This is a genomic window from Micromonospora sp. WMMD730 (assembly GCF_049178955.1).
In the GTDB taxonomy this organism is placed as follows: Bacteria; Actinomycetota; Actinomycetes; order Mycobacteriales; family Micromonosporaceae; genus Micromonospora; species Micromonospora wenchangensis.
Genome location: NZ_JBMHML010000002.1, coordinates 7007329 through 7020574, shown reverse-complemented (window position 1 = coordinate 7020574; position 13246 = coordinate 7007329). Strand labels below are relative to the sequence as shown.

The 13246-nt window shown below is 74.7% G+C and carries 12 protein-coding genes; 3 read left to right on the top strand and 9 right to left on the bottom strand.

The window, feature by feature from the left end; genetic code table 11:
• The 3 genes from ACN265_RS30050 to ACN265_RS30040 are packed head-to-tail and all read right to left on the bottom strand — an operon-like array spanning window position 1 to window position 2265.
• A complete protein-coding gene (locus ACN265_RS30050) occupies window positions 1–651 on the bottom strand; it encodes an SAF domain-containing protein (protein ID WP_204925665.1) in 651 nt (216 codons plus the stop codon).
• A gap of 55 nt (window positions 652–706) precedes the next feature.
• Window positions 707–1687, bottom strand: a complete 981-nt coding sequence (locus tag ACN265_RS30045; protein ID WP_421410786.1) for a hypothetical protein — start codon at window positions 1685–1687, stop codon at window positions 707–709.
• Between the two features lie 17 nt (window positions 1688–1704).
• A complete protein-coding gene (locus ACN265_RS30040; protein ID WP_420119286.1) occupies window positions 1705–2265 on the bottom strand; it encodes a hypothetical protein in 561 nt (186 codons plus the stop codon).
• Between the two features lie 559 nt (window positions 2266–2824).
• Here ACN265_RS30040 and ACN265_RS30035 point away from each other — a divergent pair.
• On the top strand, window positions 2825–3526 hold the full coding sequence (locus tag ACN265_RS30035; protein WP_421411690.1) for a prepilin peptidase: 702 nt from the start codon (window positions 2825–2827) through the stop codon (window positions 3524–3526).
• 22 nt (window positions 3527–3548) lie between these two features.
• Here the strand turns inward: ACN265_RS30035 and ACN265_RS30030 are convergent, their stop codons facing one another.
• Window positions 3549–4163, bottom strand: a complete 615-nt coding sequence (locus ACN265_RS30030) for a phosphatase PAP2 family protein (RefSeq protein ID WP_363649956.1) — start codon at window positions 4161–4163, stop codon at window positions 3549–3551.
• A gap of 183 nt (window positions 4164–4346) precedes the next feature.
• Between ACN265_RS30030 and ACN265_RS30025 the strand changes: the two genes are divergently transcribed.
• Window positions 4347–6692 carry a glycoside hydrolase family 65 protein gene (locus ACN265_RS30025; RefSeq protein WP_421411688.1) on the top strand — a complete coding sequence of 782 codons (2346 nt, stop codon included), beginning with the start codon at window positions 4347–4349 and terminating at the stop codon, window positions 6690–6692.
• Here ACN265_RS30025 and ACN265_RS30020 read toward each other — a convergent pair.
• On the bottom strand, window positions 6657–7142 hold the full coding sequence (locus ACN265_RS30020; RefSeq protein WP_420118584.1) for a hypothetical protein: 486 nt from the start codon (window positions 7140–7142) through the stop codon (window positions 6657–6659). The two genes, ACN265_RS30025 and ACN265_RS30020, sit on opposite strands and share 36 nt — an antisense overlap.
• A 186-nt stretch (window positions 7143–7328) precedes the next feature.
• Between ACN265_RS30020 and ACN265_RS30015 the strand changes: the two genes are divergently transcribed.
• On the top strand, window positions 7329–8111 hold the full coding sequence (locus ACN265_RS30015) for an SAM-dependent methyltransferase (protein ID WP_420118583.1): 783 nt from the start codon (window positions 7329–7331) through the stop codon (window positions 8109–8111).
• 109 nt (window positions 8112–8220) lie between these two features.
• On the opposite strand, the gene ACN265_RS30010 is transcribed toward ACN265_RS30015, so the two are convergent.
• The 4 genes from ACN265_RS30010 to ACN265_RS29995 form a co-directional block, all read right to left on the bottom strand.
• Window positions 8221–9288: an NADPH:quinone reductase gene (locus ACN265_RS30010; protein ID WP_421410785.1), complete on the bottom strand. Its 1068-nt coding sequence runs from the start codon at window positions 9286–9288 to the stop codon at window positions 8221–8223.
• On the bottom strand, window positions 9285–10511 hold the full coding sequence (locus tag ACN265_RS30005; RefSeq protein ID WP_421410784.1) for an MFS transporter: 1227 nt from the start codon (window positions 10509–10511) through the stop codon (window positions 9285–9287). The genes ACN265_RS30010 and ACN265_RS30005 overlap by 4 nt, the downstream gene beginning before the upstream one ends.
• A gap of 218 nt (window positions 10512–10729) precedes the next feature.
• Window positions 10730–11203, bottom strand: a complete 474-nt coding sequence (locus ACN265_RS30000; RefSeq protein WP_357925226.1) for an RrF2 family transcriptional regulator — start codon at window positions 11201–11203, stop codon at window positions 10730–10732.
• A 29-nt stretch (window positions 11204–11232) separates the two neighbouring features.
• Window positions 11233–13200 carry an anthranilate synthase family protein gene (locus tag ACN265_RS29995; protein ID WP_421410783.1) on the bottom strand — a complete coding sequence of 656 codons (1968 nt, stop codon included), beginning with the start codon at window positions 13198–13200 and terminating at the stop codon, window positions 11233–11235.
• Between the last annotated feature and the right edge of the window lie 46 nt (window positions 13201–13246).

The following is a 13246-nucleotide window of genomic DNA, read 5'->3' as shown; positions in this document are numbered from 1 at the left end:
TCAGGCCGCCTCGGTCAGCACGACGGCGATCCGCTCCTGCGCGGCCAGCACCACCACCGCCGGGACGTCCCGGACGGCGAGCGCCAGGTAGATCACCACGTCGTCGTTCTCCGGGGTGAGGGTGTCGATCACCGTGGCGGTGAACCGGGTGGACGACGGCGAGTTGTCGGAGTCCTCGTCCGGGGTGCTGACCAGCAGCACCTTGTCACCGGGGTGCAGCTTGCGGGCCGGCACCCTGCTCGGCTCCAGGCCCAGCGCGATCTGCTGCTGACCCTGGCCGAGCAGCGGGGCGTCGGTGAGCTGCGCCATGGTGAGCAGTGACCCGGGGACCAGCGACACGGCGGCCCGCTTGCCGACCACCTCGTCGCGCTTCTTCGCCGGCACCGGGGACAGCCCGGCGCCCCCGGAGACCTGCACGCTGACCAGGTCGTCGGCGGTCAGGATGCGACCCACCTCGACCGGGCGGGCGATGGCCAGGTAGCTGCCGGTGGCCCGCACCGAGGTGACCGCGAAGGCCGCCCCGAGGCCACCCAACGCGATCAGCAGCACGGCGAGCCCGAGCAGGCCGGGCCGGGTACGGCGCTGCCGGACCACCCTGGGCGGGGCGATCGGCGCATCCACCGGAACTCCATCGCGGGTGGCCAGACTCACTGGTGCATCTCCGTTCGCGACTGCGGGTCTCGCAAGATCAGCTCGGCACGGGCGCTCATCGGGTCACCACCTGGAGTTCCTTGATCTGGATGTCGACCACGCCGCTGGTACGGGTCTGCGCGATGTCGCCGCTGCGGCCACCGCCGACCCAGTGCACGTTCCAGAACGTGGTGGCGCTGACCCGGTAGTTGCCGACCTTGGGGTAGCCGTCGTAGCCGCAGGTCGGCGACTTCTTGCCGGCGTTCGGGCCGGTCGCCTTGTAGGGCGTACCGGGGCCCTTGCAGGTGATCTTTCTGCCGTTGCCCATGTCCCACACGATCCGCTGGACCTGCGCGGTGATCCGTACGGTGAGACCCCGGTCGCTGGCCGAGGCGCGGAGCGGGCCGAAGTAGTTCCGGCCGCTGCTGGCCCACATCCAGACCGGCAGACCGACCAGGCCGGGGCCGAGGCTGCGCCGGGGGGCGACCGACGCCCGGGGCGGCAGCAGGCTGATCGAGGCGAGCGCCCGCCGGGCCAGTTCCTCCGGGTCGGGCGGGGTGCCGAACCCGGGCGGCGGCCCGTCGAGCAGCACCATCGACTGCGCGCCCAGGTCACCGCCGTTGCAGGTCTGGACGTACCACACCTGACCCTCGGGGGCCTCCTCCTGCGGCTCGGCGACCTTGTAGTAGCAGCCGCTGGAGTTGTCGAACCAGCCGAGGTTCGGGTTGTAGCAGGGCAGCGGCTTGCCGTTCCACTGGCACTTCGGGGCCGCGCCGGGGCTGTTCGGGCTGCCCGGTCCGGTGCCACCGCCCGGGTCGCCGGGGGTGCCGGGGTCGTCGTCCCAGACGCTGCAGTCGTTCTGGCCCGGCGGGCACTCCACCCCCGGGCCGGCGGCCTGCACCGGGGCGGGTGGCGCGGCCACGGCCGCCAGCACGGCCAGCAGCAGACCGGCGAGCACCCGACGGGGCACGCCGACGAACTGCCGGAGCGGGCGGCGGCCGGCCGGGGTCGGGTGGTCCGGGACGGTGGGGGACACGGTGGCGGAGTGGGTCGGCACGGGCGTTCCTTCCCGGGTCAACATGGCTGGTCCTCGTGGGCGGCACCGGAGTTGATCAGCCAGCGGCCGTCCGGGTATCGGGTCGCGGTGGCGGTCGCCAGGTGCCGGGTGCCGGCCGAGCCGGGCACCACCCGGTTGTCCTTGCGGTAGACCAGCCGGTATCCGGTGGCGTCCAGGCAGTCCTGGATCTCCACGGTCGGGGGGTCGCCGTCGAGGCTGACCGAGGTGACGGAGGGCTGCGAGGTCAGGGTCCCGGTGCGGACCGCGCCGTGTCGGCGGGCGTCGTCGATCGCCACCCGGACCCGGGTGAGCAGCGGGTCGCCCAGGTACCGGGTCAGCTTCGGATGGCGGGGGTCGCTGTCGCGGCTCGCCTCCCGGGAGGCTTCCAGATATCCGGCGTACGCGGCCAGCGCGGCCCGCTCGGCGGCCTGCTCCGCCTCGGTGGGCGGGCGGTCGTCGCTGGCCGGTCGGGTGGCGGGGGCGGAGGTGGTCTCCGGGGGGTCGGCGCAGCCGGCGAGGGCGGCCACCACGACGACGACCAGGCAGCTGGTCCAGTGGCGGGATCGCCCTGTACGCATTGCCGTGCCCTCCTCGGTGGCGCCCGGTGGCGACGGTCGTGGCGGCCTCCGGGCATGCGGCGGTACTCCGGGATGATGTCGATCGGACAATTCCGGGTGCTGCGGCATTTACCTGTGTGGATCTTGTGCGAATGGGTGGTTGTGGCGTCCGACGCGGCTGCTCGGGGTTGCGTCGTACTCAAGGGGCGAGCATAGGCTGACGTGCGCCGATGCAACAGAGGCAATTCATCCGAGCACTCACCGTGATGGGCAGGAGTGACCGAAGGTGGGCGATGTCCAGGGTGTCCGACCGGTGTCACCGGTGCCCGCCGATCGCGGGCCGGTGCCCGCCGAAGGGATCGGCCCGATCGGCGAACCGCCTGCGTCGCCGGAGGATGGGGGGCGGGTCGAACGGGCTGGTCCGATCCGCTCCCCGAAGGCAGCCGTCGATGCCCCGGAAACGCCCGACGGGGTGGCGGGCGCTCAGGTCTCCACTGGGGACGCCGAGCTGATATCGGACCGTTACGTCGACCCCGCCCGTACGTCACGCTCCGTGTCCGTCGTTCGGCGGCTGGCCGGGATGCTGGCGGTCGTACCGGTGCTGCGGCTCGCGGTCTTCCGGTACGCCGTACCCCCGGGGGTGGCCGACCGGGCCGGGTGCGACGGCTGCGGCGCGCCGGTCGGGCTGGACCGGCCGCTGCCGGCGCTCGGGCCGACGGCCCGCTGCCCGGTCTGCGCGGGCCGGGTCGGTGCCGCGCCGTTCGCGGTCGAGGCGCTGCTGGTGGTGGCCGTGGCGGTGCTGGCGCTGGTCGACGGCGCGGCGGCCGAACGGGCCGCGTTGGCCTGGTGGCTCGGCTGCGCGGTCCCACTCGTGCTGGTGGACCTGGCGGTGCACCGGCTGCCGGACCGGCTCACCTGGCCCGCCGCCGTCGGCACCTGGGCGTTGCTCGGGGTGGCGGCGGTGACCGGGGCGGGTGCCGGGGCGTGGCTGCGGGCAGTGATCGCCGGGGTGGCGCTCGGCCTGGCCTTCGCCACCACCACACTGCTGCTCGGCCGGCGGGGCTTCGGCCTCGGCGACGCCAAACTGGCGCTCGGGGTGGGGGCGTTGCTCGGCTGGCAGGGGTGGGGGGCGGTGGTGACCGGGCTGGTGCTGACCTTCCTGCTGTCGGCGCTGGTCGGGGTGGTGCTGCTGGCCAGCCGCCGGGTCGGGTGGTCGAGCCACCTGCCGTTCGGGCCGTTCCTGGTCGCCGGCACCTGCGCGACGCTCCTGCTGGCCGGCTGACCTGCTGACCGGCTGAGCGGGCTCAGCCGACCCGCTGACCCTGGTCGACCTCCCGGGTGGCCGGGCCGGAGTGCCGGCGCAGCAGTTCGGCGAGGAACCGGGCCGCCGGGAGGCTCACCAGCAGGGTCACCGCCAGGCCGAGCAGCAGGCCGGCGAGGACGTCGTGCGGGTAGTGCACGCCCACGAAGACCCGGGAGAACGCGGCGAGCAGCGCCAGCGGGGCGGCCAGCAGACCCCACCGGGGGGACAGCAGCAGCACGGCGGTGGCCAGCGCCCCGGCGATCGTGGCGTGGTTGCTCGGGAAGGACCAGTCGCCGGTCGGCGGGCAGGGTGCGGCCAGGATGGTGACCGCGCCCCGGCAGGGCCGCTCCTCGTCGATCAGCGACTTGAGCAGTTCGCTGCACCCGTACGCCAGGACGACGGTGGCCGGCGCGACCAGGGCGAGGGCCCGGCCCCACGGGTCGGCACGACGCAGCCGGGGCACGGCGACGGCCACCACCATCAGGCCGAGCAGCAGGATCACCGCCTCGGTGAAGTGCACCGCGAACCACTGCGCCGGGGCCGGGGCGGCATCGGCCACGTCGACGACGTCGCGGTACCACTCCTCGCTGATATCGGGAATGTCTGTGGTAATCATCTGGATCATTGCTCACCTCACCAAAGTGTCATACCTCTTTTAGGCCCATCGAGGTGCAGGAACCGGGTGGACCGGTCGCATGGTGCGCGATGTCGGGGCGGATCCCCACCTCCGTCACAGCGAGTTCACAGCGGTCCCCGCGATTGGCCGCCCACCACCACCGGGTACCTCCCCGCCGTGCAGATGGACGAGACCTGGCAGATCCGGCGGACCGCCACCGACCTGGACCGGCTCGGCGAGACCGAGTCGGTGTTCGCCCTGTCCAACGGCTGGGTGGGCTGGCGGGGAACCCTCGACGAGGGCCAGCCCTACGGCATGCCGGGCAGCTACCTCAACGGGTTCCACGAACGGCGGCGACAGAGCTACCCCGAGGACGGGTACGCCTTCCCGCAGGAGAGCGACACCGTGATCAGCGCGCCCAACGCCGCCCTGATCCGGCTCTGGGTGGCCGGCGAACCCCTCGACCTGCGCACCGGGACCGTCCGCGCCCACGAGCGCACCCTCGACCTGCGGGCCGGCGTGGTACGCCGGTGCACCGAGTGGATCTCACCGGCCGGGCACGGGGTGCGGGTCCGCAGCACCCGGCTGGTCTCCCTGCCCCGGCACGCCGTGGCCGCCGTCCGCTACGAGGTCGAACCGCTCGACGACCGGCCGGTCGAGATCCGGGTCTGCTCGGACGTGCTCGCCAACGAGCGGGTACCCGAACGCGCCGACGACCCCCGGGCCGCCTCGGTCGTGCACGACCCGCTCGACGCCGAACTGCACCGCCCCGACGGCCACCGGGGCGTGCTGGTGCACCGCACCGACCGCAGCGCCCAACGGGTCGCCGTGGCGGTGACCCACGCGACGGACGTGCCGGCGGGGTTCACCGACGGCGACGACCACACCCCGGACCGGCTGCGCACGACCCTCGAAGGGCGGCTCGCCCCCGGGCAGCGGCTCCGACTGACCAAGTACGCCGCGTACGAGTGCGCCCCGGTCGACGGCGGCACCCCCGACGAGCTGGCCGACCTGGTCACCGCCGAGGCCGACGCCGCCCACCGGTACGGGTTCGACGCGTTGCTGGCCGACCAGCGGGCCACCCTCGACGAGCGGTGGCGCACCGCCGACGTGGAGATCGACGGCGACCCCGAACTCCAGCAGGCCGTCCGGTTCTCGGTGTTCCACCTGCTCCAGGCGGGCCGGGTCGACGGCGACCGGACCATCGCGGCGAAGGGACTCACCGGCAACGGCTACGACGGGCACGTGCTGTGGGACACCGAGAGCTACGTGCTGCCGGTGCTGACGTACCTGCTGCCCGGGGTGGCCCGGGGCGCGCTGCGCTGGCGGCACGCCCACCTGCCGCAGGCCCGGGAGCGGGCCGCCGAGCTGCGGCTCACCGGGGCCACCTTCCCCTGGCGGACCATCGGCGGCCGGGAGTGCTCCGGCTACTGGCCGGCCGGCACCGCCGCCCTGCACGTCAACGCCGACATCGCCGACGCGGTGCTGCGCTACGTCACGGCCACCGGGGACCAGGAGTTCCTCGCCGACACCGGGCTGGAACTGCTGGTGGAGACGGCCCGGCTGTGGGCCGGCTACGGCCACTGGTCCGACGACGGCGCGTTCCACGTCACCGGGATCACCGGCCCCGACGAGTACGCCGCCCTGGTCGACGACAATGTCTTCACCAACCTGATGGTCCGGCGCAACCTGCGGGGCGCCGCCGACGCCGCCGAGGGGCACCCGGAGCGGGCCGCCGCGCTCGGCGTCGACCCGGCGGAGATCTCCGGCTGGCGGGCCGCCGCCGACGCGGTGCACCTGCCCTACGACCGCAAGCGCGGCGTGCACCAGCAGGCGGCCGGTTTCACCGAGCAACCCGAGTGGGACTTCGCGGCGATGACCGACGACGACTACCCGCTGCTGTTGCACTACCCCTACCTGGAGCTGTACCGGCGGCAGGTGGTCAAGCAGGCCGACCTGGTGCTGGCCATGCAACGCTGCCCGGGGGAGTTCACCGCCGAGGAAAAGGCCCGCAACTTCGCCTACTACCAGGCCCGCACCGTCCGCGACTCGTCGCTGTCCGCCGGCTCCCAGGCGGTGCTCGCCGCCGAACTGGGCCACCTCGACCTGGCGTACGACCTGTTCGCCGAGGCGGCGCTGCACGACCTCGCCGACCTCGGCGACAAGACCAGCGACGGGCTGCACCTGGCGGCCCTGGCCGGGGCGTGGACGGCGGCGGTGGAGGGTTTCGGCGGGCTGCGCGACGACACCGGGGTGCTCTCGTTCAACCCCCGGCTGCCGGCCCGGATCGACCGGCTCGCCTTCCACCTGCGCTGGCACGGGCAGCGGCTACGGGTCACGCTGACCCGCGACGGGGCCCGCTACGAGCTGCCCGACGCCGACCCGGAGACGACGGTCGACCTGCGGCACGCCGGGGAGCCGGTCACGGTCACCGGCGCGGCGGCGGTCACCCGGCCCCTGCCGCAGGTGCCCGACCCGGGGCCGGAACCGCCGTCACCGCACGGTCGGCGGCCCGCCCGCCGGGCCTGACCCGCCCCGCATCCGCTCCCGCACCACCGCCAGCTCCTCGAAGGCGTACGCCCAGTTGTGGCACTTGAAGCTGCGCAGGCCGGTGACCGGGGTGTGGCAGTCGAGGCAGTGCACCCCGGCGATCGCGTCCGGGATCTCGGTGTTGACGTACCGGCGATCGCCGAGGATCACGGTGGCGATCATCAGTGGGTCGTGCACCCCCTTGAGGGCCGAGGCGACGATGTCCAGCCAGGTGGCCCGGCGTCCGCACTTGGGGCAGTCCGGTTCGTCACCGCTGACCCACAGGGGCGCGCCGATGCTCTGCGCCGGCATCCCGAGCAGCTTCTCCAGCCGGCGTACGTCGTGTTCCGGGGTGGTCCAGCGGTGCCGCCCCGGCAGCGAGGCGGGTGAGTCGTACACGGCCCGGAACAGGGCCGGGTCCACCTCCACGGTCTCCCGGGCAGTGTTCATCGGATGCCTCCTCGCCGACAGTCGGTGTCACCGTCATACCGGCAGGTGACGGTCGTGTGCTGCCGGCTCGCCGACACGGGGGGTCAACATGTCGTCGCCCCGGGTGCTAGACATCAGGGCGCGGGGTGCCCGCCGCCCGGCGGTGGGTCGTCCCGCAGCGACGACGCGAGTGGAGGGAGAGGGCCGGTGACCGCGCCGACCGACGCCGAGCTGGGACCGAACGTGGCCCGGATGTACGACTACTACCTCGGCGGGTGCCACAACTTCGCCGCCGACCGGGCCGCCGCCGAGCAGATCCTGCGGATCTTCCCGGACACCGGGATCGCCGCCCAGGCCAACCGGCACTTCCTGCGCCGGGCCGTCCGGCACGCCGCCGAGCTGGGCGTACGCCAGTTCCTCGACATCGGCGCCGGGCTGCCCACCCAGGGCAACGTGCACGAGATCGTCCGTCAGGTCGCCCCCGACTCGACGGTGGTCTACGTCGACTACGACGAGGTCGCCGTCACGCACGCCCGACGGCTGCTGCCGGCCGACGGGCGGACCACAGTCGTCCACGGTGACCTGCGCCGGCCGGACGAGCTGCTGGCCCACCCCGACGTGCGGGCGGCGATCGACTTCGACCGGCCGGTGGCCGTGCTGCTGGTGGCGGTGCTGCACTTCGTCACCGACGCCGAGCAGCCGTGGGCCGCCGTGGCCCGGCTGCGGGACGCGACCGTTCCCGGTAGCCCGCTGGTCGTCTCCCACCTCACCGCCGACGGCGCCCCGCCGCTGCCCACCCGGCAGGGGCAGGCGGTCTACCAGCGCAGCAGCGCTCCGCTGCTGCCCCGTCCGCACGCCGACGTGCTGCGCTTCTTCGACGGCTACGACCTGGTCGATCCGGGGCTGGTCCGGGTGGCCGAGTGGCGACCCGACGGGGAACCCCGGGAGCGGATCTCCCACGGCTACGCCGGGGTGGGCCTGCGCCGCTGACCGCGCGGGCGGGCCGGCGTCGCCGACCGCCGTCCCGGCCGGGCAGCACGACGGCCCGCCGACCCGGGCCGGCCGACCCGATCCGCCCGCCCGGCCGGTTCGGCGACGGTCAGGGTGGGGTGGGCAGCAGGAGGGTGCGGACCCCGTGCAGGCCGTCCTCGGCGCGGCGGTGCGCCTCGGCGGCGGCGGCCAGCGGGAGCGTCTCGACGGTGCGGGCCCGCAGCCGGCCGTCGGCCAGCAACGCGTTGATCGCCCGCGCCGCGTCGGCCAGTTCGGCGACGGTGGCGTGCGAGATCACGAAGCCCAGCACCGCACCGTCACGCAGGTACAACTCGCCGGCGGGCAGCGTCGGGGTGGTGCCCAGGCCGGCCAGCACCAGCACCCGGCCCCGGGGGGCGAGCAGGCCGACGGTGCTGGTCAGGTCGTTGACCCCGGCGGCGTCGAGCACCACGTCCACCCCGGACGGGCAGGCCCGGCGGACCTGCGCGGCCCAGTCGGCGTCCCGGTAGTCGACCACCGGCTCCGCGCCGAGGCCGGCGCAGTGGTCGGCGTCGCGGGGGTGCGCGGTGGCCACGACCCGGGCCCCGGCGGCGCGGGCCAGGGTGACCGCGGCGCTGCCCACGTTGCCGCCCGCGCCGATCACCAGCACCACCTCACCCGGCCGGACCCGGGCGTGGGTGACCAGGGCGAGGTAGGCGGTGGCCGCCGGATGCGCCACCGCCACCGCGGCCACCGGGTCCACCCCGGCCGGCACCGGGTAGAGCCGGTCGGCGGGCACCGCCACCCGCCCCGCGGCGGCACCGGGCCGGCCGGCGTGACCCATGCTGTTGCACCACACCCGGTCCCCCGGCACGAAACCGGTGACGGCCGCACCGACCCGCAGCACCGTGCCGGCCAGGTCCCGTCCGATGACGAACGGGAAGGTCAGCGGGGTGCGGAACGCGCCGGACCGGACGAAGGTGTCCACCCGGTTCACCGGGCTCGCCTCGACCCTGACCAGCACCTCGGTCGGCGTCGGTTCGGGCACGGGCAGCGGGCCGACCCGGATCGTCTCGGCGGGCCCGGTGCGGTCCACGTACGCGGCGGTCGTGGTGTCCGTCGCGCCGGACCGGGGTGCCGGCGGAGCCGACCAGCCCGCACCCGGCGTCGGTCGGGCGGCGGGGACCCGGCCGGTCACGACGTCACCGCCGGGGTACGACCGGTGATCCGCTGTCCGAGGTGGAGCACCAGTAGGGCCAGCACCGCTCCGGCCGCGCCGAGGGCGTACATGGTGGGCACGCCGGAGGTGAGGGTCGCCCCGCCGACGGTGGTGCCGAGGCCGATGCCGAGATAGATGGCCGACGAGTTCAGCGACACCACCAGTGGGGCCTGCTGCGGCGCGGCGGCGATCAGGCGGTGCTGCTGCGCCGGGGTCTGACACCAGCTCGCCGCACCCCACGCGCCGACGAGCAGTCCGACCAGGAGGATCGGCGCGGACCCGGCGGTGCTGAGCGCGCCGAGCACGCCCAGTGCGACGACCATCGCGGCGTACCCGACCACCAGCACCGGCACCGCGCCCCACCGGTCGGTGGCGTAGCCGGAGGCGACGTTGCCGGCGAACGCACCCGCCCCGTAGACCAGCAGCATCAGGTTGACCTGGTACGCGCCGACGCCGAGCGCGCCGAGGGTGGGCACCGCGAAGGCGTACACCGTGTAGGCGGCGGCCATGCCGATCACGGTGAGCGGCAGCACGGCGAGCACGCCCGGCCGGCGCAGCGCGGTCAACCGGGCGCGTAGCGGCACCGCCGCCGCGCCGGGCAGCGCGGGCATCACCAACCGGACGGCCACCGCCACGGCCAGCGCGAGCAGGGCCACCGCGACGAGCGCCGCCCGCCAGCCGAGCCACTGGCCGGTCAGCCCACCCAGCGGGACGCCCAGCGCGGTGGCGACGGTGAGCCCGCCGATCACCACCGCGAGGGCCCGCCCGCGCAGCGCCGGTGACACCAGGGAGGCGCCGGCCGCACCCGCGTTCGGGGTGTACGCGGCGGCACCGGCGGCGGCGACGATCCGGCCGACGATCAGCACCGACAGCGTGTCGGCGACGGCCGAGACCAGGTTGCCGGCGGCGAGCACCAGCAACGCGGTGACGAGCAGGGTACGGCGTGGCAGCCGGGCGGTCAGCGTGGACAGCACCGGGGCCAGGACCGCGTACGAGATGGAGAAGACCGTCACCGACTGCCCGGCGGCGGCGGTGGAGACGCGCAGCGCGGCGGCCATGTCGGGGAGCAGCCCGGCGACCACGAACGCGTCGGTGCCGACGGCGAAGGTGCCGGCCGCGAGGATCAGGGTGAAGCGCAGGCCCCGGCCGGGCCCGGCGGTGGTGGCCGGCTCCGGGCCGGTGCGGGTGTGCAGGTGGGACATGGGGTCTCCGGATGCGGGAGGGCATGCGGCGGCGCGGCGGAGCGCGCCGGGCACGGGATTCGGGTGTGGACGACCACCGGGCCGGCGGCGGGGGTCCGTCCGGCCCGGCGACCGGTGCTGCGGTCGCGGATGGCCCCGGCCGGTCGCGGGTGGACCGGTGGTCGGCGGGTGCGCGGTCCGACGGTCGGTCGGCGGTCGCGGCGGTGACGGGCGGGGCGTCAGCCGCGCAGCAGCGCGTAGCGGCGACGGGTGCGTTCGGCCGCCTCCGGCGGTGCCGAGGCGAGCAGGTCGGCCAGGGTGTGGCCGGCCAGCTCGCGTCGCCAGGCCAGGTCGGCGCGGTGCATGACGGTGCTGATGGCGCACGGGGTGCGGAACTCCGGCGCGGAGGGGTCGACCCCCGCGCCGCGCTGGCGGATCTCGGTGCACCGGAACGGGTTGTCGGCTCCCTCGATCGCCACCGTCACGTCCATCACCGTCACGTCCGCCGGTTGGCGGGCGAGCCGGAACCCGCCGCGCGCGCCGGGCACCGACTGGAGGATGCCGGCCCTGGTCAGGGCTTGGAGGCACTTGGTGAGGTAGGCCGGAGGCAGCTCGAACCACTCGGCGAGCCGGACGGCGGGCATCGGGTGTTCGCCGCCGATCCAGGCGAGGGTGAGGCAGCAGTGCAACCCCCACTCGACCTGCTCGCTCATCCGCATAACCTGGATAATACACGTCCTGGTTAGCTTCGGGAGTCGACGCCGACGGCCGACAGCACCCGCGCCGCGCCCGGCTGCGGCAGGACCCGCAGCAGTTCCCGCAGGATGCCCACCCCGTCCTCGGTCAGGATCGACTCCGGATGGAACTGCACCGACGCGAACCCGGCCGCCCGCAACGCGTACACGTCGCCGGTCGCCGGATCCCGGCTCACCTGCACCGTCCCGGGGTGCCGCCCCGGCGGCAGCAGCGAGGTGGGGCAGCGGCCGGTGAAGGTGTTGTAGAAGGCGACCCGGTGCGGCACGCCGAACAACCGGATCTCCTTCTGCACCCCCTGGTTGGGCACCGGCAGCCGGTGCAGCGGGACACCCAGCAGGTCGCACAGCACCTGATGGCTCAGGCACACGGCGAGGAACGGGCGGCGACCGGCCAGCAACGTGCCGATCGTCTCCCGCAGCAGCCGCACCCTCGGGTCGGCGTCATCGCGCGGGTCACCCGGACCGGGCCCCAGCACCACCAGGTCGTACCCGTCGACGGTGAACGACTCGTCGTGCCGGCGTACCGTCACGTCCAGCCCCAGCGAGCGCAGTTGCTGGCCGAGCATGACGGCGAAGGTGTCCTCGGCGTCGACCACCAGCACCCGCCGGCCGTCGAGCACCGGATCGGCGTCACCGGCCCGGTGCGCGCCCCCGGTGCCGGGCTGGTCGGACGCCAACCAAAACCGGCCGACCCGCTCGTTGCGCTGCCCCAGCGCCCGCCGTACCCGCGGATGGCCGGCCAGCCCGCCGGCCGGCCGGGCGTGCAGGGCGGCCAACAGGCCGGCGGCCTTCGCCCGGGTCTCCGCCGCCTCCGCCACCGGGTCCGAGTCGCGCACCAGCGTCGCACCGACCGACAGCCGCAGCCGCCCACCGGAGTCGATGTCGGCGGTACGGATCACGATCGTCGAGTCCAACGTCCGGCGGCCGTCCCGGTCGTGGCCGATCAGGGCCAGCGCGCCGCTGTAGTAGGCGCGGCCCGTCGGCTCGTACCGGCCGATCACCCGGGTGGCGTTCTGCAACGGGCTGCCGACCACCGTCGGGGCGAACATCGTCTCCCGCAGCACGTCCCGCACGTCCGCGTCGGTGCCCCCCTCGACCAGGTACTCGGTGTGCGCGAGCCGGGCCATCTCCCGCAGGTACGGGCCCCGGACCCGGGCGCCGTCCGGGCAGATCCGGGCCATCATCTTCAGTTCCTCGTCGACGACCATGAACAACTCGGCCGTCTCCTTGGAGGTGGCGAGGAAGTCGAGCACGCCGGGCAGGGTCGGCCCGGACTCCGGGTACCGGTAGGTGCCGCTGATCGGGTTCATCACCGCCCGCCCGCCGGTCAGGCTGACGTGCCGTTCCGGGCTCGCCCCGACCAGCGTCCGGTCACCGGTGTGCACCAGGAACGTCCAGTACGCGCCGTTCTCCGCCGCGAGCAGCCGACGGAACAACCGCAGCGCGGCGGTCAACGGGTCCCCGCCCAGGTCGGCGATCCAGGTGCGCTTGAGGACGAAGTTGGCCCCCTGGCCGCTGCCGATCTCGGCGTCGAGCACCGCGCGCACCAGCCCGGCGTACGCGGCGTCGGACAGGTCGTAGTCGCCGGGGCCGACCGGGATCTCACCGTCGGGGATGCGCCGCAGCACCTCGGCCAGCGGCAGCACCTCCTGCTGCTCGACCCGCATCGCCAGCAGCGGGGTGCCGTCGTCGGGGGCGTCGAACCCCCGCTCGGCGAGCTGCCGGTAGGGGATCAGCACCAGCAGGTCCTCGCCGGCCGGGGAACCGGCGGGGTCGGGCAGGGGCAGGTCGGCCAGCCGGTCGACCGGGGCGACCGGCCCGGCGAGCACGTCGACCCAGCCGTAGTCGTGCGCGTACGGCCGGTGCAGCAGGGCGAACGGTCCATGGCACCCGGCCCGGTCGGCGGGTGGCAGCGTGACCGGGTCGGACGACGGTGGTCGGTGCTGCGTGGACATCGGCCGCCTCCTCTCGTGGTGGTGGGTGCCCGACCGGCCGGTACAG